The 21,179-nt window shown below is 34.0% G+C and carries 15 protein-coding genes, 1 tRNA gene and 1 pseudogene; 10 read left to right on the forward strand and 7 right to left on the reverse strand.

Going from position 1 to position 21,179, the window contains the following annotated elements:
• Positions 1-23: 23 nt before the first annotated feature.
• Positions 24-260, reverse strand: a complete 237-nt coding sequence (locus ACSAZL_RS09675; RefSeq protein WP_440948465.1) for a hypothetical protein — start codon at positions 258-260, stop codon at positions 24-26.
• Positions 261-681: 421 nt separating this feature from the next.
• Here ACSAZL_RS09675 and ACSAZL_RS09680 point away from each other — a divergent pair, with 421 nt between their 5' ends.
• Positions 682-1,158: a hypothetical protein gene (locus ACSAZL_RS09680; protein WP_440948466.1), complete on the forward strand. Its 477-nt coding sequence runs from the start codon at positions 682-684 to the stop codon at positions 1,156-1,158.
• A 311-nt stretch (positions 1,159-1,469) separates the two neighbouring features.
• Here ACSAZL_RS09680 and ACSAZL_RS09685 read toward each other — a convergent pair whose 3' ends face one another.
• Entirely contained in the window at positions 1,470-1,877 is a 408-nt protein-coding gene (locus ACSAZL_RS09685; protein WP_440948467.1) for a DUF1699 family protein, read from the reverse strand.
• Positions 1,878-2,906: 1,029 nt separating this feature from the next.
• Here ACSAZL_RS09685 and ACSAZL_RS09690 point away from each other — a divergent pair.
• The 6 genes and pseudogenes from ACSAZL_RS09690 to ACSAZL_RS09715 all read left to right on the forward strand — a co-directional run.
• Positions 2,907-4,148, forward strand: coding sequence for a tyrosine-type recombinase/integrase (locus ACSAZL_RS09690; RefSeq protein ID WP_440948468.1), 1,242 nt, complete (start codon positions 2,907-2,909; stop codon positions 4,146-4,148).
• A 644-nt stretch (positions 4,149-4,792) separates the two neighbouring features.
• Positions 4,793-4,957 carry a hypothetical protein gene (locus tag ACSAZL_RS09695; RefSeq protein ID WP_440948469.1) on the forward strand — a complete coding sequence of 55 codons (165 nt, stop codon included), beginning with the start codon at positions 4,793-4,795 and terminating at the stop codon, positions 4,955-4,957.
• Between the two features lie 140 nt (positions 4,958-5,097).
• The gene (locus ACSAZL_RS09700) at positions 5,098-5,271 is read left to right on the forward strand and encodes a hypothetical protein (RefSeq protein WP_440948470.1); all 174 of its coding nucleotides are present in this window, start codon (positions 5,098-5,100) and stop codon (positions 5,269-5,271) included.
• A 150-nt stretch (positions 5,272-5,421) separates the two neighbouring features.
• Positions 5,422-7,668, forward strand: a complete 2,247-nt coding sequence (locus ACSAZL_RS09705) for a DUF927 domain-containing protein (protein WP_440948471.1) — start codon at positions 5,422-5,424, stop codon at positions 7,666-7,668.
• 2,295 nt (positions 7,669-9,963) lie between these two features.
• Positions 9,964-10,398 carry a P-loop NTPase fold protein gene (locus ACSAZL_RS09710; protein WP_440948472.1) on the forward strand — a complete coding sequence of 145 codons (435 nt, stop codon included), beginning with the start codon at positions 9,964-9,966 and terminating at the stop codon, positions 10,396-10,398.
• Between the two features lie 72 nt (positions 10,399-10,470).
• Positions 10,471-12,810, forward strand: a pseudogene (locus ACSAZL_RS09715) (P-loop NTPase fold protein); the annotation flags it as partial.
• A gap of 115 nt (positions 12,811-12,925) precedes the next feature.
• Here ACSAZL_RS09715 and ACSAZL_RS09720 read toward each other — a convergent pair.
• A complete protein-coding gene (locus ACSAZL_RS09720; RefSeq protein ID WP_082092923.1) occupies positions 12,926-13,063 on the reverse strand; it encodes a DUF2080 family transposase-associated protein in 138 nt (45 codons plus the stop codon).
• 262 nt (positions 13,064-13,325) lie between these two features.
• On the opposite strand from ACSAZL_RS09720, the gene ACSAZL_RS09725 reads away from it, so the two are divergent.
• Positions 13,326-13,631: a hypothetical protein gene (locus ACSAZL_RS09725; RefSeq protein WP_440948473.1), complete on the forward strand. Its 306-nt coding sequence runs from the start codon at positions 13,326-13,328 to the stop codon at positions 13,629-13,631.
• A 188-nt stretch (positions 13,632-13,819) separates the two neighbouring features.
• Here the strand turns inward: ACSAZL_RS09725 and ACSAZL_RS09730 are convergent.
• The 3 genes from ACSAZL_RS09730 to ACSAZL_RS09740 all read right to left on the reverse strand — a co-directional run bounded on the left by ACSAZL_RS09730 (position 13,820) and on the right by ACSAZL_RS09740 (position 14,956).
• Positions 13,820-13,892: transfer RNA gene (locus tag ACSAZL_RS09730), tRNA-Gln, on the reverse strand.
• A 294-nt stretch (positions 13,893-14,186) separates the two neighbouring features.
• A complete protein-coding gene (locus tag ACSAZL_RS09735; protein WP_440948474.1) occupies positions 14,187-14,588 on the reverse strand; it encodes a hypothetical protein in 402 nt (133 codons plus the stop codon).
• Between the two features lie 35 nt (positions 14,589-14,623).
• Positions 14,624-14,956, reverse strand: a complete 333-nt coding sequence (locus tag ACSAZL_RS09740) for a DUF2551 domain-containing protein (protein WP_440948475.1) — start codon at positions 14,954-14,956, stop codon at positions 14,624-14,626.
• Between the two features lie 863 nt (positions 14,957-15,819).
• Here ACSAZL_RS09740 and ACSAZL_RS09745 point away from each other — a divergent pair.
• Positions 15,820-16,284 carry a hypothetical protein gene (locus ACSAZL_RS09745; RefSeq protein WP_440948476.1) on the forward strand — a complete coding sequence of 155 codons (465 nt, stop codon included), beginning with the start codon at positions 15,820-15,822 and terminating at the stop codon, positions 16,282-16,284.
• A gap of 2,450 nt (positions 16,285-18,734) precedes the next feature.
• Positions 18,735-20,249 carry a polyphosphate:AMP phosphotransferase gene (gene pap / locus ACSAZL_RS09750; protein ID WP_440948477.1) on the forward strand — a complete coding sequence of 505 codons (1,515 nt, stop codon included), beginning with the start codon at positions 18,735-18,737 and terminating at the stop codon, positions 20,247-20,249.
• A gap of 246 nt (positions 20,250-20,495) precedes the next feature.
• On the opposite strand, the gene ACSAZL_RS09755 is transcribed toward pap, so the two are convergent.
• A complete protein-coding gene (locus tag ACSAZL_RS09755) occupies positions 20,496-21,011 on the reverse strand; it encodes a response regulator (RefSeq protein WP_440948478.1) in 516 nt (171 codons plus the stop codon).
• Between the last annotated feature and the right edge of the window lie 168 nt (positions 21,012-21,179).

Raw genomic sequence — 21,179 nt, forward strand, 5'->3', positions numbered from 1 at the left:
TTGAAGCGCTGTTTTCTGCAGAGTTAGAAGATCTCCACTACGGTTTTCCGCCGATTAACCGTCAAACGGAAGAGGAACTTGTAAGGGATACCGCCGAAGTAATAAGTAGTTAGATGGAGGCAGGGGTGGGAATTATTGTCCACGGTATGGGCGGGATTGGCAGTACTGGCACTGTGTTCGGATGTGTGCTTCGGGACCTTGGTTTTCGTGCCGGCGATGTGGTAAAATACCTGGACAGAGTTAATAGGCTCAGGGGGCAAAGGGGTGGTCGGAGGTAAAATGGCAGGAAGAAATGGTACGAAGGTACTGATGCCCTGGTGAAAATTAACGTTCGGTTAATGGATGCCCCTGGTTGATCAGGCCTTCGACTCCGGAATACTCGTTTTTTGCAGAGCTTTCGCAAAAAAGCCTTTTTTTCCACATAATGTCTTGCTACTTCTCTTAACGTCTGGTTGTTACCCTTAACGTCTTGCTATTTTTCTTAATGGCTTCATATTTTTCTTTAGCGTCTTTTTGTTTCTTTTTTATTCATTGTTTTCGATATCATCCTCACCTTCATACCCACTGACAAAAAAACTTAAGAATATGAATTTCATATTATTAGACTGTTGAATTTAAATTTAAATGATGGCGATAGCTATGGTAACAAGTCAGGAAAGACAGAGAGCAAATTTAGCCAGAATGAAAGAAATAATGAAAGAAATTGAAAGCACGACAAATGACTCTTATCTAATAGCCGAATTAAATGAACTTCTAAAAAAACAATATCCGCTATCCCTAAAATGGCATATGATTATCTTTAAAAGTGAAGTCGAAAGGAGTTTGAGGTATCTGGATGATATTAGAAAAGAAGAGGCTAAGGTAGCCGGAGGAAGGCAGAGAAAGGAGCCAAAAGGAGGACTAAAGCAGGTTTATTATAAATCCTCGGACGTACCCCGCGCCTTTAAACTTGACTATTGCCTGGTATTCGACTCTGAGAAAAACCAGTATAAATGGTTAAGGTGCAGCACCCCAAGGAATTCAAGAGCAAAAGTCTTTACAATTCCCATATCTATGATTGGAGAGTATAAGCTCTACTGGAGTGAAGAAGCAAAACAGAAATGGGGAGAAGACAGCATAGGACAGAGAGAATTAGCTGAAAGGGCGATTAATAATTAGAAAACACAGAGTACCTCAAAAATCCTCAAATTTCCCACCTATTTACCCCTTGAAGAATAGGCAGGATTTTCCTGAAAAATTGACCTGAATTACATGTTTGATTTTTCATACAACTCAAAAGAGGATTAAAATTAAAGGAATTAAAATTAAAGGAATTAAAATTAAAGGAATTAAAATTAAAGGAATTAAAATTAAAGGGATTAAAACTAAAGGAATTAAAACTGAAGATTAGATAACGAATGTTGATGTATGTGGAATCGATCTCTGTACAATCTAATCTCCAGCAAAATGTCATACCTGCCTGTGTAGGTTCAGGCTGGCATTTCCTTACTCAGGATATAAGTAACCATTTCGGGGTTCAGTTTACTCTCCCTTGAAACTCTTTTCTCAATCTCCTCTAAGGATTTGCCTTCTATTTTCATTTCTTTAATCTTTTCGATCACTGAGGATGGAATGTTGTAATATTCATTAATATCTTTCCTGTGACCCCAGACATCTCCTTCAAGAAGCTGCACTCTCTGCATTTGCAGGAACATCTCTATAGATCTTGAGACTGTACGCCTGTATGATTTAGGTAACTGAATTACCTCAACTTTCGGGCAGGTTTCAACCAATCCAAAAATGTCCTTGTTTGAGGGCCTGAAAGCCAGGTGGACAAGGCGCTCATTCGGATTAAGTGTAAAAATTTCTTCTCTTGAACTGACCACTCTTATTCTCATGTTTTTCCCCCACTGTAAGTTATTTTATGTTCTAAGGTTCTAAGCTGGTTAAGTTTTAAATTATTTTATGTTTTTACTACAGTACTTTTACTACAGTACTTTTACTACAGTACATACTACACTCACTTATTATAAATAGTTATCTCATTGATCTAATGTTATTTCAATAGTATATCGAATAGTTCGCTCATATTAGTCGCTTAAAAAAAGGCTTAAAATACCTTAAAATGAATAAAAACCAGAATTTAGACTTTATCATCTAATCTTATAATAATTTTTACCTATTTTTCATATAAAAAAATATTAGCTATACTGCTTTAAATATTCAGATCATTGAATCCGGGATTACTTATTTCAAGTTTGAAATTAAACCGGGTCTTTTCTAAACCGAGATTCTTTAATTGATGGCTTGTTGCAATTTAGAGTTTGAAACGAGTTTGAAACCTGACAAAAGCGAATAAAGGGCGGATGAAGGAGTCACTCGAATCAGCAGAAGTCACTCGATTCCATTGCATCAGAAATAAATAGTCAAAACCATTTACTTTACTTTCCGCAGAAGTACACAAAAAACCTCTTTTTTTACCTGGTAATTGCTTAAAAAAGTAAATCAGGCAGCTGTGCACATCTGCGGAATACGGAACAGCCTTGCCCCAGATCTTTTCTATCAGAAGTTTTGTTCCCCCAACATAAGAATTTTTTACACAAAAGTTTTATTCGCTTTACCATATTTAGGAGCCAACTTCCATAATACCGGATGTTTCTCAACAAAACCTTCCCTGTTTTCTCACTCAATCCGACTTTTTCTTGGAAAGTTTTTTTTGGCTAAAGTCCGGGCCGGTTGCTCACCGGCAAAATATATCTGAAGAAAAAGAATGTAAAAAATATTTTCTGCAATAGGTCAAAAACCGGTTTATTAAGAGTACTTTAAGCTGGGTGGATGATAAAAACGGTTTAATAAAATAGTAAGTATAGCCCGGCACGGGCTATTATCAAAAGGTTCATAATCCTATTGCTCCTATTTTAACAGTGATGGTCAACGTCGATGATATTCATGGATTTGACTTAAGATATATTCAGGCTCTGCGAAAGCTTAGAGAGCTTGAAACAGATCCATACAATAAAGAATTGATAGAAAATTTTGTTGCGGCATGTAGAAGGGAAGGTATAGCCAAAAGTACGATTATAGGCTATGTGGAGCATGCTAAAAGAATGATTGAAAGGCTATCTGAAATAGGGATAACTAAAACTCTGGATAAAGTGGATTCTAACGACTTTGATAAATTACTGCTTTACCTGGAAGATGAATACCCGGGCAGGTACAAAGGCCAAAAAGGATTATCTAAAAACTCTCTGCGGAATTATAAAAAATTCATGAAAAAGTTTCACCGATGGTTAGGAGACGGAACCCAACCGGATTGGGTACAAAAGTTGCAGTTAGAAGCCATTGAAACACCTGTTCAGCCTTCAGACCTTCTTACAAAAGAAGAGTTTAACAAACTTCTGGATACATGCAGACACCCAAGAGATAAGGCCTTAATTGCTGCAATTGCTGATAGTGGTATGAGAGTTGGCGCTTTAACGTCATGTAGAATTAAAGATTTAGTCTTTAATCAGTACGGAGCAACGATTTACATATCAAAGACAAGCAAAAGCCGAAAGACAACGAAACCTAAAGGGATTCCGCTTACTTGGTCTACAGGGTTTTTAAATCAGTGGTTATCCGTTCACCCCGATAAAGAAAACCCTGAGGCTCCTTTGTGGGTTCAAAAGAACAAGTCTGAAGCTATAAGCTACCCAGCTGTAAGAAATATGCTTGTAAGGCTTGGAGATAGAGCCGGAATAAAGAAGCCAGTAAACCCTCACTCATTCCGGCACTTAGCTATTACAAATTGGATTTTGGACGGATATAACGAGCAGGAGGTTAAACATAGGGCTGGATGGTCTAAAGGTTCCCAACAGATGTTAAGGATTTATGCTAACTTTACAGACGAAGAAATGAACGATAGGATTTATGAAAAGTGCGGATTGAAGACAGAAGATAAAAGACAGGTGACTTTAAAGAAATGCCCCCGGTGCGGAAATGTATTAAGGCCTGAGGATCGGTTTTGTTCTCAATGCTCTTTAGTCCTGGATCGGGAAGCAGCCGATAAAATACAGGCGATTAAAGAAGGCTTTTCGGATAAGTTACAGATAGATCCCACACAGATGTTTACCTTTATGGAAGAGGTAAAAAGATTCATGGATAATGGAAGGAGTACTAATGTCACATGATATGGTTTTTTCCAGTTGTGGATTCTTACCTTTTGTTAGTTAGTAACATACATACTTTATCCAAGATTCATATGACTAATATGATTATTGTCATAATAGTCATAATTGCATTTAGTATTAAATATAAAAAAATGTATTGAATAATTTAAAGAAACTGTATGAATTAAAAAGCATTCATGGATATAGAAAAGGGATATCAACGCTTGATAATATTATCTTGCTTCTTTCGATATCGATTTTCCCCCCGGAAAATATTTTCCCCTTGTTAGTTAGTAACATACATACTTTATTCCGGATTCATAGGTCTAATTGACCTAATAGTCCCAATTGACCTAATAGTCCCAATTGCGTCCAGATTTAAATATAAAAAAATGGATTGAATAATTTATAGAAACTGTATGAATTAAAAAACATTCATGGATATAGAAAGGGGATATCAACGCTTGATAATAATATCTTGCTTCTTTCGATATCGATTTCCCTTCCGGAAAATATTTTCCCCTTGTTAGTTAGTACATACAAATTAAATCAACAAAAGAACTAATTTTTAGTTAAAAAAGTTAAAAAACATAGATATTGCTACCGTTTATATACCAAAATATCAATATGAAAATCAAACAAAGCAATTAATTTGAGATGATATAATGACAGATTCAGAAAAAAACTATCATGGAAAGAAAAACCAGTGTATTGTTTACCTGGACAATGAAACTTTTGAAAATATAGAAAACTCAAGAGGTCTTGTAAAAAGAAGCACTTACTTAGAAGACATAATCAAAAGCAGCATAAGAAAGGAAGTAGCCTGTTAAGCAGTAATCAAGTACAAGAAAACGGCTCAAAAGACTACTTATCCCACAAATAAGATAATCACATCTTTGTTTATAAAGATTATCTTTGAGCCGTTTTCTTGTTCTTTGCTGTTTTTCAGGCCTCAATATGAGGTAAAACCATGTTCAAAAATAACCCCAATACCGGTAGGTCTTTTTCAGAGTGGGCAAAGGAAGTTTACAGGCAGGAAAAAGACATCATTGAAATAATGTATAAAAGTTCCGACCTTTACGAAAAAGCAATGGCTTCAATGATAATGAAAGCTGCGGGATGTGGTTCTAATGGAAAGAATTAAAATCAAAAAACGTGTTGTGGTTGCCACCCCGCAAACACAAAAAAGAAAGGTAACAAAATCAAGTTACAAACTGTTAGCGGTTAATTCTACTTTTGTCTTTAAATACCTTTCTGTAAAGCTCCTTAACAAAAAATCTACGGGGGCTTAAAAATGGCTACGTTAAAGGATCAGTTGCTGAGTTGGTATAACAAAATACCATATGATTCTGACATAGATTCTTCGAATTTGAATTATGAATTGGTAGACATCATGCTCTTATCTGAAGAGTTAAGAGAATTGATGTCATGGGCTGGGAATTGGGGAGTTAAAGAGTTTGAAGAAGTAGCAAATATACTAAGGAGCTTTGGTTTAGAGGGCTGGGAAGCTTGCAAAGTTTTTGAAACATATTCGCCTGAGATCTGGAATTCCAATGAGAAGGGATTGAAAGAGAGAATAATTCAGATAATGGAATCTTCAGTAGATCCTGCAATTGATATTTTTCAGGTCGATTATGATTTATACCCTTATCGAGTCTCAAAAAACGGAATTGAAATAATTGATAAATCTTCGGATCAAGAGCAGTACAATACAATTACCGAAACTCCCATCATAATTACAGCTACCGGAACCAACCTGGACGATGATTCTTTTCTTTATCAGTGTACTTATAAAAATGTTATAGGTACCCACTATACAAAATGGGTAACTCCTAACCAGTTGCTTACAACTGATTTAAAAGAACTAATCAACATGGGATTGCATTTAACCGATTTAGATTCCAAGCATATGAGGAGTTACTTCAAAAAGATGGTAAGGCATGTTTCAAAAATGCCCCGGGAATATACAGCTAAGAAAACAGGCTGGAAAAAAGATGATTCCCTCTTTATAATTGGGGGAAACTTGTATTCTGCTAAAGGGAAAACGCCCATTATTTCTTTAGATGATTCTGTTACCAATGCATATGAAGTAAGAGGAGATCTGGATTATTGGATTAAAACCATGATTCCTATGTTAGAGTACGATCTAACCAGAATCAAGTGTTATGCGGTAGTTTGCGCAATGATCCTAAAACTTATTGACGCGCCTTCTTTTATTATTCATAATTATTATGAAAGTTCAGGTTCAAAAACAATTACAATGGATATTGCAATATCATTAATAGGAAATCCGGGGCATCTACGAAGGGATGCAGCTATTTCAGAGGTGGGGCTTGAAAAAGCTGCGGCACTTAATACAGATACTGCCTTGTTTGTTGATGAAACAACAAAGACCCCTGAGTTCAGTAAAATGGTATATTCATTAGTAAACGGAAGGGGTAAAACGAGAGGGACTGTATCCAATAATGAGGTAGGCCTGGCAAAAATGGATACATGGAGAAATGTAACCTTAACAACCGGGGAATATACTTTAACGCAGTATTTGAGCACAGCAACCGGGATCAGTACAAGAGTAATAGAGATTTATGAAGGTATCCAGAAAATAGACGAGCTATACATTAGAGAGGTTGAGGAAGCCGTCATTAACCATCATGGATTCTTTTTAGACGACGTAATGGATACAATATTCAAATCAAAATCGATCTTAAAAACCCGCTATCAAAAAATTAGAGGTTCATTTGAGAAATCCTCTACTACATTTGCAGCCAGGAAGAAAAACTATTTTGCTGCACTTGCATTGGCAGGACAGATATTAGAAAGCGTATTTAAAAAACATAATATTCCAAATAAAAACCCTTTAGAGATATGTGAAAAATACTATATTTCAACCTCAGTAAACGATTCTACGACACCATACTATGAAAAAGCCTTGGAGACTGTGTATAGCTGGCATCTGAGGAATAGGAGATCTTTTGAATATAGCTCAGATATGGATCCTGAAGACACTTATTCCCCTAAAGGGAACGTAGAAATTAAAGGGTGGGTCACGCCATCAGGAATAATATATGATCCGGATATGCTTCGAAAATATCTGGAAAGCAAGGGGCTCAATTTTGATAGGGCTATTAAAGATTGGTCAGACAAAGATATCCTAACAAGAAGAAAAGACGGAAAAAGCTGGAAGTTTGACTCAACTATAAAAGGCAAGAAAATACGAGGGGTCTATATAACATTTGAGAAGTTCCAGGAAGTTTTGAATATCAGGGATTCTGAAGTTAGATCGGCCATTCAAACTACTTCCGACGAGAGAACAAAAGATGGATTAGAAACCATTCAGAATTCAGGAAATCAGACCCGGGTAGAGTTACGGAAAAAATGTGAGGAATATTTAAGAGAATTTCCTGAGATGAAAACTATTGAATTCACTGCAGAAGAAGCTGCAAAAGAGTTTGTGAAAACAAAAGAAGGAAGCGAGATTTTATTAAGTCATGGATTTCCAGATATTGAAGTAATGTTTAAAAAGCTGAAACAAAGAGCATAAAAAAATAATTGATCTTTTTTCTTATTAAAAACACTTTTATTACATTTTTTTTCTTAAATTAGGAGCTATTATTTCTAGTTTAAAATTATATCTGTTAAAAGATACAAAATAATTGATAAAAGATAGGTTGTAGATATTTTTTAAGAAAATATGAGGAAAGATATGAGATAATTACCCGATAACGATTTTGGTGGGGTTAAGGTGGGATTAAGGTGGGGTTAAAGTGGGGTTAAAGTGGGATTAGGTGGGGTTAACTACTAAGTAAAAAATAAGAAAATATATAGATATACTATAAAATATACTTTAATCTCTTCTTTATCACTTTTTTCAATCCCACCTAACCCCACCTTAATCCCACTTATGATTCGCCATCGGTTGCCACTAATCCCACTAATCCCACCAAAATGAAAAAGAGTCTGGAGGAATAACTCAAAAAATAAGAAACTACCTAAAATTGAATTAATAGTTAGTGTTAAATATTAACTTTTTAATTCATCTACCATACGCACTGCTGTATTCTGGGTACCAGCTGATAAAATCATCAACAAAGATTATTAGGTAGGGAACTGTTCTGTTATATTCTTCCAAAGCTGAAAGCTTTACCAAAGCTCTCTTCCATATCCATTCGTAAGCCTGTGACACCCCTATCCGCCTGCGCTGTTAGCAGGAATAACCCTACAAGATAGGAGAGTTTTCGTGTGAATTACCCCATTTAGGTTTAAGATTGGTTACTACCAGTTTTTCTACTTTGAGATCCTATATTGTGTTTGATTATAATAAGAGGGGTTTTTCATGGCGACTGGAACTGAATTTATTATAATTGGAGTTTTTTTTCTTGCGATTAGTCTTGTAACGAGATACTATTATCAAAAAAAAATGGAGGGATCCTGCGATCATGAGGTACATGATTTAAAAAAGCCTGTTTTTTTAGGTTTGTCATTTCCTGAATTAGTTTCTTTATTATCAGGTCTTTGTAGTATAATTTTATTTATCATTGGCGTATATAAGAGCATTTTTTAACATTAAATGAAAGACCTAATATAGCATTACAGAAGTTTGTTTCTTTTGACATACATTTAGAATTAACTTGTTTTAGATAGGTCTTTTTCCCAAAAATATTTTTTTTCTTTGTTTTTTGTTCATTTTTTTACTGATACTGGTTTTGGTATGATTAAGGTATGTTTAAGGTATGTTTAAGGTATGATAATGGTATGTTTAAGGTATGTTCAACCATAATCATACCTAAATCATACCAAAATCATACCTATAAAACGATATCAAGAGACTTAATCATACCTAATCATACCAAAATGAGAAGATACACAAATATTTTTTTGGGAAAAGAAGTAGTATATAAATATAACTGATTTTGGTTTATATCTTGAATGAATTCTATCAAAACAAGTTAATTAAAACAAACTTTGGATTATTTTTAGACAAACGTGGGTTTATTTTTCATGAACTTCTTTGAAGATCTTCTTGATTCTAAATTACCTATAGGCTTAACTCTCCTTTGTGTCGATTAAGGTATTAATGTAAAGAACTCATAAAACCTATAGAGGGTATAAACATGTCAAAGTCTATGGAAACGATACTTAACATATTAGCCATTATATTATTTTTAATATTCATAATATATGTATTAGCTACAGGTGCTCGAATAGAGGCGATATGAGAATCAGATTTAAATTCATCGAATTGGAACAATAAGTGACAAATATGTTTTTATAAAATAATATTCTCAAGCTCCGCCCTCTTTTTTGTATTTATGTCCTGTTCCTCGAATACACAGGTTTTGTAATAAAACCTGTGCAATCTCATGTATTTTTTGCTCTTTCGGGTTTATTCCTCTCTTAAATCTTCCAAAATACACATGTTTTAACATGAACTATTTATTTTATCAGGTAGGTGATACTTTGAAAAAAACAGAAATTGAGATAAATGGGAAATTTTGCCTAGGATTCTTGAATAAAGTATGTATGTTACTAACTAACAAAAGGCAAGAAAAAGATTCATTTTATTTTTGCTGCTACCGCTTTCTTTTTTGTTGGGGTGCGGTTTATGTATGTAATATATAGAATTCCAGTTTTTAGTATCTAACTTTCTATGGTCTTCTTATACGCTTGTGTTTTAGACAATATTTCAAAACTTGCAGGAACACAACTTTTCAACAAATATTTATATTTTCTTAGTAAATGAATGTAGAAATTGATAGTTTTGTAATCCAAACTATAAATTAATTTCCAGTTTAATATATATAATTAATAAAATAAAACAAAAGAGAGGCTAATTTCTTTGTTAGGTGATGTGTCGAAATACCTAAGTAACGATCTCGCAACAGGTAAAGATCGGCTCGGATTCCAACACTATGTTGAAGCTATTGCAGAATTTCTTACTGACGAAGATACTACATCTCCGATTACGCTTTCGATTGAAGGACAATGGGGATGTGGAAAATCTTCTTTTATGAGACAACTAAAAGACGAAATAGAAAAGGGAAATATATGCAATATATCTATTAGGGAATTTTTGAAGTATCTATTATTAAATAAAAAAAAAGCAGAGCTTCCTGAATTGAAATCTCTTATTTCTAAACTAAAACCCCTTTTCTTTTCCATTAATGGATATCTAATTCAAAATAAGGGGGATAAATCAAGTAAGCAAAATCAAACTTTTGATATATATTCCATTAAGAGTAAAATAAAATCAATTCTTATATATATCTCCTAAAAAACAAAACGAAAAAAGTATTTTACAGTATGGTTTAACTGCTGGAGATACGAAAAAGAAGATGAATTATGGGCTGCTTTTGCCCTTAGTTTAATGGAACAGTTGTCAGAACAACTTTCTTGGCGGTTACGTCAGAAGGCAAAACTGAAATTGGTATGGTTGAGACTAAAATTTAAGTGGAAGAATACCATTTCAATTATTTTCCATGTTTTCGCGAAAATTTGTCATGTCTTGTTTATTTCAGCACTCTTGATCGCAATTATATTATATAGCTGGAATTTGATTGAATGGGTATTCACAAATTCTAACGATGAAAACTTTGTCAAAACGATCACAAATGTTTTACTTATAGCAACTGCTGCTGTAGGGCTAATACGCTGTTTTCTTTCTTCTTGGAAAAATTTATCAAATTTTGTCGGGAACCCTTTTGATTTAAATAAAATTGTATCCAGTCCAAATTACACAGAGCATATCTCATTTATAGAGCACTTTCATTCTGATTTTGACAAAATAATTGAATCCTATGTCGGAAAATCAAGGGTTTATGTATTCATAGATGACCTTGACCGCTGCGAAGTCCCCAAAGCTGCGGAACTCATGCAAGCGTTAAATCTAATGATATCTGATGGAGCAAATGTTTATTTTTCCATAGGTATGGATAGAAAAATTATTTCTGCGGGGATTGCTGCAAAACAAGAAAAAATCTATCATTATCTAACTAATGATGAAATTGGATATAATAATGAAATAGAATATGGTTATAATTTCATTGAAAAATTTATTCAGCTCCCTTTTAGAGTACCAACTCCAAAAAATGGGGATTTTAAAGAATTGTTGAAATCTCTATTACATGAAAAGGAAAATCCCTCGGAATTTACCAAGTACTCTAAACCAATAAATAAATCTCTAATAAATAAAAATTATCCATTTGAAAGTAACAATGCCAGAAAAGAGAGGGAATATCAAAAGTTTACGGCAACTAATTATGATTATGTAGAAAATCCAAAGGAATTTAATGACATTCTTAATATGGCCGCTATTGCTTTGGATAATGATCCTCGTCAAACAAAACAATTTATTGAAGTGCTTCGTACCAATTACAAAATTGGGTACGAAATGGATCTTTTTTTTAATTATAAAGACGCAAGTCCAGAAAATACTTGGAACTATAAAAAACTCGCAAAATTTTTATTGATAAGCATTAAATGGCCCTCCTTGGTTTTGGGTAAAAATTTAAACGAAAATATTCTTAAAAACTTACAGGAATACGCACTGAACTTGGAAAACAATAATGAAAAACTACAGGATTGGATTAATGATACTAAATTGATTGAATTATTGAGATATGGATGTATAGATGAGAACTCAAAAAATGTAGCTGAATATAGTCTTTCAGGACTGGATTTCAGTAAGGTACCAGTCAGTTATTCCCCCGATTGTGAGGAAAAACTTAACAACTTTGGAAATATTGTGGAAATGGTTGCTCCTGCTTTGGATAAAAATCCTCGTAAAATAAAGCAATTTATTAATATGTTCCGTTTTCAGAAAACGATTGGATATAGGACTGGTCTATTCCTTTATGATCCTAAAAATCCTAATGTTTGGAACTGCAAAAAACTCGCAAAATTTGTGGCGATAAGTATAAAGTGGCCTTCCTTAATTTCTTCTCTTAATCTAAATAGAGAACTCCTTGACCACTTACAGATCTATGCAATAAGCAGCCCGATGGTAAAAGACCCTAAGGTTACTTATGATACAGAAATAAAAAAATGGATAAAATATGACAAGTTAATTGAACTGTTAAGATATGGGTGTATAGGTGGAAAAGAGGTCTCAAAAAATGTAGCTGAATATAGCCTTTTAGGTTTAGATCTCAGTAAACTATTACAGATTTCACCGATAGTCCCACATTTTGAAGGATTTAGTCTTGATGAAAGACTTGATTCTTATTATGAAGATAATTCTAATAGAGAAAGTTACTCTCACGTTCCATATGTAAAGAAATCTATGATAAATGATTTGACTCCTGTCAATTTTGAAATGTTTAATGATAAAACTGAAGTAGAGGACATCCAAAAGAGACTTGAGAAATTCTACATACCTGCACAACACATTATAAAAATTGTTGATGGGTTTACTACCAATCCAACTGATAGAGCTAAATCTCTTGAAATTAACAAGCACAAAAGAGGTTATGAGTATCTTGGTATGGATCCATTTGAAAGAGCTACTACATATGCAGTTGAAGAACTCAAAAAAATCGCGCAGTATAAATACCTTGCAAAAGACGATACACGCGCATCTTATGAGAAGTATATATATGAAGAAGAAAGCAAAGAAAATTACTTGAAATTCTCAAAACTAATAGAAAGTGATATTAAGTTATATCAAAAAATATTGGACAGTATTTAAGTTAGCAAGTTAGTCATAGAAGATTGGATTGAAAGATAAAGTTCTTTTTCTAAAAGAATTACATATTTTTGACTGGCAACTAAAAAATTTAATGTGATAAAAAATAGTATGTAATTTATTCTTCAAGCGGTTCCAAAAGTAAAATTTTTACCTTCTTTCCAACCCATTCTTTAGGGACATAAACCCGACCTGAGTTCCCAGCAGATTTTACCGTTTTTTCAATCACTTGATAGGCTTCTAATTTTACTTCCATATTTCAGCCACTATGTGGCGATATAATATATATTTAGTGGTTATTCCTATTCAAAAAATAACTCAAATTCATCAAAAACTCTATATATATGTAGCTACATTGTAGCTATGACTCTAAAAAAGCTGATTATAATTTCAAAAGTGAATTAATGAAATACCCCGGAGGATCAAACTCCAGGACATTCCAAATAGATACTAGCAATATACTGTTGGGCTGTTCTGATTTTTAATACTTTGCCTTCGGGGAAAAGGAGGCAAGAAAAATGTATATCAAGACCGTTAGTCCTGACTCTGGACAAGTCCTGTATCTGAACGTAGAAATAGAGATAGAAGATTATATGCGTTTCAATGGAAGATCTGAAGTCCACAGGTATGTTGTAAAAAACATAAAAGTTACAGAAACCTTAACTTTAAAGGCATTCGCTAAGGACATAAAAAGAATATTGTTATCTGCGGGCAGGTTGCCAGAAAATCTCGAACAGGTCTTAATGGATTCTTTTGGGATCTCGAAGGATGCGATACCCGAATTAGTTGAATATATGTTCCCTTCGAATAATGCCTTAATCTGATAGATTTTATGAAACATGCCGCAACATTGGAATTACACAATCAGTATTAATTCAAGTTAGGGAAATGCATAATTTTTATTCGAAAAAAGAATAATTTGTATTAAATCAGTATTGAACTCAACAAAAACAGAAAGTAGCATTACTTCACATTCTAAATGGAAGTGATAGGATTACATACAAAGAAAGTATAGCCCGGCACGGATTCGAACCGAGGTTGCAGGATCCAGAGTCCCGCATGATTGACCACTACACTACCGGGCTTCAATGATTTTTCGCTGTGGGGCGTGATTCTTGCGCCCTGAAGCGTATCTTCTAAAGGAAGATTTTATATATATAGCTTTCGGATGAGCGCCCTTTTATCCGCCAAAAATTCAATAAATTGAGTTAAAAATCAGAATCTTTAAAAATTTAATTTGAAAAAATGAAACAGTATTCTAAAATAAAGTATTATTCCAAAATGAAACAATATTCTAAAATGAAGTATTATTCCAAAATTAAGTATTATCCGGTTCGAAGATCATTTGCGTCAAAAGGACCGATTACTCAAGTATTCGATCACAGACTTTCTTCGGACTGGTTGAGGACAGCGGTCCACCACCAGCGGGCCATGTCCATGAGGTCTTTTGAGAACTGACCGGAAAGCCGGTATTCTTTATTTTTTATAGAGATAAGCCCGGCTCCGAGGAGTTTATTGCGCATTGCATAAAAAGAGGCACGACCTATCTGGAGCTCTTCCAGAATGACCTGCCATTCATCAGTTCGGATGGCATTGCCTGCTGCCTGTCGTTCTTCAACCATTGACAGGAATTTCTGACCCCGTACCGCAGTTGCGTCTTCCTGGAAAATGCGCCTCATTAGATTATAGTACGGGTCTCTTGAGTGACCTATACGGGTATTCGAATCCGACCGTACCACAATAGTGGTTGCTGTTCTTGGTGCGTTTTTCACAAGCGACATTGTCTATCAGGCAATTGGATTGAAATTATAAATTTTCAGGCTGTAGAATCAGTAGATGGTTTCGTGGATGAAGCAACTATCTTCATTAGCAGGTCTATGTACTCTTCTCTTAAAAGGTAAACCATAGGGGTCTTGTAGGACTCTTTATGTGCCCTTAAGATTCCGAGTTTCGAATGGATATATCCTACCATGGACGCTACTGTATTTCTTGATACATTATATCTGCTTGAAAGCATTTCATGTAGCTCATCAATAGTTGCTTTCTTTACCTTTATGAAGATACACAGTATAGCCCTTCGATATCCATTGGAATCTACTTCAAGAAATTTCTCTAATCTGGATTTAACTTTAGCTCGGATGGATACCATAATTACCACCTCTACTGATGTAGTAAACAATGTCAGTTATAGCTCTATATATAGGTTTGTAAATTTATTCGTTCTGATGGGAATGGATATTAAAGCTCCTGTTCTTCAGGCAATTTTATTTTGCTTCAAGTTCAGTTTTGTGTATTGGTATGTTCCTTCTCCAATATATTGCTTTTTATCATCCATTCCTACTATCTGTACATCGGGAGTTTTCCTAAAATCCCCCTGCCAGAAGGCAGGACTTTTATATTTTTGCGTTTAACTATTTTTTTGATAAAGCTTTTCATCCGTTTTAACGTTAAAAAAGCCTTTTAAGTTTCTTTGATGAATTTGAATACTTAGATAATATATTTACTTATCAACATTATTATTTTCTTACGAACATATATATTAAGTTTGTGTTTAAATTGCTAAAATGAGCAGAGTTTATTTGATTGATATAACAAAAGTCCATATTTTTCTGTTCATTTAAGATAAGTTTAATATCCTCCATGATACTAGAAAATATAGAAAAAACTGAGGCTGCTTTTGTTTCTCGAACACATTCCTTCCTGATCCAGTATAGAATTTATTTTTTTAAAATAAATTGATTACATACAAAAAAGAGATTTAAACGTCTATTGCCTGAGAAATATGCGGCAACTTTAATTGAAGCCCTGAAAGCTGAGATCATGTAAAGGCAAGGAAGAACAGGTGGCTTCAGGGAAAAAAAGTGTTTGTTTAAATAACAACTTTCTTGAAAAAGAGGGATTAATATTAATAGGGTTATTACCTTAGACAGAAATCAAAAAGGAAATTAAATAATAAACCTGGGACAAAAAATTTACTTTCCAGGATTCAGGCCTCATTCAGGAGCGGATAATGTGGAATATAGGTATGACCTTAATGAAAAAACTCTTTATATCGATGAAAACCGGATACCTGCGCATAGCCTGGAAAATAATGAGATCGGCAACTGTACCAATTGTGACTCCATTCTTATGAGCCTTAGCTATCATGCTACAGGAGAGTATATGGCAGTCATAACAAGATGCACTTCGTGCGGGGCCTTTTATGCAAATATATATGATTCCGACTGGAACTGGGTGGACGAGATCCAGGTGATGCTCCTCCCCATCCCCATACCTATAAGCAACCCTGTAATTGACAGCTGGGAAGATCTTAAAAACGTTCCCATAAAAAAGCTTGAAGCCGTTTTTTCAAAGGGGGAGATCGAAGCCCTCTTTGACAGGGCAAAAGACCGGACTCCGGTCCGCCAGTACCTCTACAGGGCTCGCAAAAAGTACGAACTTTTTGAAGAAATCTTCGATTTAAGGCTGGAGTTATAATTTTATTACATCAAAGTCCTGGTTTTGAGCAAGAAATAGGCAGAATTGAGTGAAAAACGTGTATTAAATTTAAGTAATAATATAGAAGTACAATAAATCAAAATGTCGAAGTGGGTTTTATTTCAGGTAACGTTAACTTCATTTTAATAAGTACCCACAACTCTGCTTCGAACTTAAACAAATTACCTGAAAAATCAGTTGGAAAATGAAGCTTGAATAGAGAATGCTTGAATAGAGAAAAACAGACATAAATAATTTAAATATGACTTAAATGTAATAACTTCAATTTAATTTGACATTTAGAAGGTATTACTTAGCTTTGACAGGATTTAGTCCTAAAAGAAAATTTAAACTCAACGTTGACTATTTGTCAATGCATATAACTATATTTTTGCATATGCGTTTTACACACTTTTTAAAGTACAGAGTGTAGAGTATTTGGCTTAAAAAATAATATATAAAAATAGATCAATAAAATAATTTTATAGGTATTTATTTATATTAGTTGCCCTAAAAATAAGCATCACATTTAAGAAAATTCTCGTTCCAAAAACATTTTATTTTTTCTTCGTCCTCCTGTTAGTACTCATTAGGTCAACAAAATAATAAAAAATTATTTTTCAAATGTTAAAAGCACCTTTCATTGGACAAAAGGGCAATTTCGTAATATATTACATTAATAATTATTATTTGATTGCATAATGCATTATTTTAGTTTCCTGCAGTCTCCTTCGCCCAGGATCCAGTACTCATGCAGGCGTCATCTCAAAATTCATTCCTATAGTATATGAGAGCATCTTTTTTCCCGGGCTTAATTTCCGGATTAACCCCCAATTTTGTCAAGTCATGTATTCCAAAGACTATGGGAATAAGGCATATTTTGCCGATCACCGCATGATTAACTATGAACTAATATTGCTAAAAAATAATTCTGAAAATTAGAGTATCTATACATATATACTATATGAATAAAAGAAACTCTCTTCAATCTTGTCGCCGGAACAAGCTTTTTCCAAAAATATGTTATACTACACAATAGATGAGAATAATTTAATAAAATATCATCTAAAAAGGCTATTTTTTACTTATGTGTTTTGAAGTATTTTTGAGCTATGCAGTATACCCTATTTCATCTAAAAGTTATTTTATAAATATAGAGTTAAGTTAAAGAGACTGCCGAAAAAACTGGACACCTCGAAAAAAATAAATTGAATAGTATATTTACAGGTAAAAAATACCTCTCTTTTTTAGAAAAAAGATGTATTCTGGTGTATATTTGATTCTCAAAGTAATTGTTGTAAAAATATTGTATAAAATATAATTTATCTTGATGTAACTATATTAACAGGTACGTTGATACTTTTTAAACGATACTTTTTTTAAAAAGATATAATGAAAAATGTTTATTCTAGTATATATCTTTAAGAAGCTACCCAGGAGAAAAGAATGAATAAGAGAGTCCACTATATAATATATTATTTTTTAGTTATTTTTTTAGTGATGTATGTTATTTAAAGTATCTATTTTTAAATATGTTGTATGAAGTACAGTTATATGAAACAAAAATATGCACACATTATATAATGTATATTTTTAATAAATCATAATTTTGCAAACAGCATCTTCGATACTATCATATTTGAATGTATATATATAGAGTAACATATTTAAGCAAAAATTTACAAACATACTTAGTAAAAAGTATATAAAAAGATGAATATTTTCATTTGTCATTGATTACATGTATATCAATTTTCAGAATGTCTTAAAAAGAAACTCCTGAAAAACATATAAGCTGATATCTTTATTTAGAAATATTCAATTAATACTATATACAAATACTGAGTACAATATTTGTCAAAATAATAACAACTAATTAATATATATTATATTACCTGGCACGAACAATTATAGTTTTAATATAAATACAGCGTCAAATCGTATCATAAAACATGTTGTAAAACATATATTTTTTTTAAAGAAATCCCTGTTTATTAACTTTTTTCATTAGTATTATTGACATATATTTATATAATAATTTTTGATCTCGTTCGTATAGACTAGTTGAAATGAATTATGCACGAAAAACATACCTTTAATTTTAATATCTTTTTTTTAAATATTTGCCTATTTTTCATCATTTTCTGGCAAAATCTTTGATTTTCTCAATTTGTGCCGAAAACAAAACATAAATTATTTTTCATTATTTTTTAATCGAAAAAACATAAATTATTTTTCATTATTTTTTAATCGAAAAAACATGAATTATTTTTCATTATTTTTTAATCGAAAAAACATGAATTATTTTTTAATCGAATATTCTAAAGAAAACATGCGCTTTACTTTCTTTACTCTTATTTTCCATGAGGACAAAACTTATACCTGCACAGTCAATATTACTTAAAAGTATATTAAGAAAAATTCATTTAAAGAAGAAACAGGGCTTCCGCATGCTTGAAAAATTAGACTTATCCCAGACGATAAATAACGAAGAATATAAAACGAGTATGAAAACACTTGAAGTTAAACTAGGGGAGCTTCAACGCAGGGCATGGGAGCTGAAAATCCCTATTATACTTGTTTTTGAAGGCTGGCACGCCTCAGGAATGGGAGAGGACATCAACCGTTTTATCCTGCCCCTGGACCCGAGAGGATTTGATTTCCATACCATGACCAGGCCCTGTTACGAAGAACTTCTTAAACCTTTTCTCCTACGGTTCTGGACACGGGTTCCTGTAAAAGGAAGGATCGGAATCTTTGACCGGAGCTGGTACAGTCGGGCAGTAATAGAGCTATTTGGAAAAGAAAAAGATGAAGAAGCCCTGGAAAATGCCCTGGAAGAAATTACCTATTTTGAGCGACAGCTTGCGGATGACGGGTATCTGATACTCAAGTTTTTCCTCCACATAAGCGAAAAAGAACAGAAAGAACGTTTCAAGGAAATCAAAAAAAGGGATATCCCCCTTATCCTCGATGAATATAAGGGAAAAAACGGAATAGAGCAGGATTTTATTGAGCAATATGATGAATATATTCCTGTTGTTGAAAAAATACTTGAGCGAACAGATGCTCCCAATGCCCCCTGGACAATTGTCGAGGCGAATGACAGGAACTTTGCAGTCCTGAAAATCATGGTGACAGTAGCCCATACGATCGAGATCTGCATTGAAAAGGTAACAAGGACTCCGGGGCAGCAGACTATCAAGTATCTTGACACTGCAACTGTAAATCTCCCGGTACTCAACGGTTCGGCCCTGGAAAAGACTGACCTCTCCAAAAGCCTTTCCGTGGAAGAATACAGGGAGGCTAAAAAACTTTACCAGCACAGACTTGAAAACCTCCAGTATGAGCTTTACAAAAAGAAGCGATCAGTTGTCATAGTCTTTGAAGGCTGGGATGCTGCAGGGAAAGGAGGAGACATCCGCCGTCTTGTCGAAGAGCTCAATCCCAGGCTTTACAGGGTTGTGCCTGTAGGTTCCCCGAATGATTCCGAAAAAGCCCACCATTATCTCTGGCGCTTCTGTGAAGCAGTCCCGATGGCAGGACACATGACTATTTTAGACAGGAGCTGGTACGGCCGCGTCCTTGTAGAAAGAGTGGAAGAGCTCAGTACGGAAGAAGAATGGAGAAGAGCTTACAGGGAAATCAATGAATTTGAAAAAATCCTTACCGATGCAGGAGCAATTATTCTCAAGTTCTGGCTTCACATAGATAAAGAAACCCAGCTAGAACGTTTCGAAAGCCGGACGAAAGACCCTGAAAAACGCTGGAAAATTACAGAGGAAGACTGGCGAAATCGGAACAGATGGGAAGACTATAAAGTTGCAGCCGATGAGATGCTCCAGAAAACGAGTACCACAGGTTCCCCCTGGATAGTTATCGAATCCAGAGACAAGCGTTATTCAAGGATAAAAGTCCTGAAAACCGTAGCTGAAACACTTGAAGAAGAATTAAAGAAGGCTTAAAAAATCAATTTGAATTGAAAAAATTGAGATAAACAGATTTAGAGATAAACAAATTAGAGATAAACAAATTGGAGATAAACAAATTAGAGAAAACAAATTAGAGAAAACAAATTAGAGAAAACAAATTAGAGAAAACAAATTAGAGAAAACAAATTAGAGATAAACAAATTAGAAACAGTTTAAATCTTGAAAGGATTTAGAAAAGAATAGATGAAGAATTGAATATCTGATCAAAAAATCAGAGGATTATTTTAAATTCTGAAAACTTTCAGTGCACTCGACAGGTTCAGTGCATTCAACAGAATCAAAAAGTTTTCTGGAGTTTTTTCCACACTTTTCGGAACTTTTCTCAGTTTTTTCAGAGCCCTTTTCAAGCTCATTTTTTTCCATCCTGTGCCTGCGCAGAGCCACATCAATACTTTTTTGCAGATCCTTTTCGTCAAAGGGTTTCACAATATACCCCAGAGGTCCTGTCTTCCAGGCACGTTCCACTATTTTGCTTTCGGAACAGGCGGTCAGGTAAACCACAGGCAAATCAAAGCGTGCTTTGATCTCTTTTGCAGCTTCTATCCCGTTCATATCCCCTTTCAACATTATGTCCATCAGCACAAGGTCAGGAAAAGTGCTTTCGGTTTTGCTTATAGCATCCTCTCCGGATGAAGCAACGCCTGCTAGTGTATAACCCAAACTCTTTAACATCCTTTTTATTCCCATTGCGACAATATGTTCGTCTTCGACTATCAGAATTCTTACTTCTGCCATGAATTGAACCCTCGTTTTTTACTTCAGCTCCTGAATTGTTTTTATTCCCCTATTTACCCTGCTGAAGCTGTAGATTTCACTACCAACATCATTATCAATCTTTCTATCAATTGGATTCAAATCTTACCGCCCCCTTTCAGAAAAGACATGTTTAAGGGTTTTGACACA

Origin of the sequence: Methanosarcina mangrovi (genome assembly GCF_052057765.1) — an archaeon.
Classification (GTDB): Archaea; Halobacteriota; Methanosarcinia; order Methanosarcinales; family Methanosarcinaceae; genus Methanosarcina.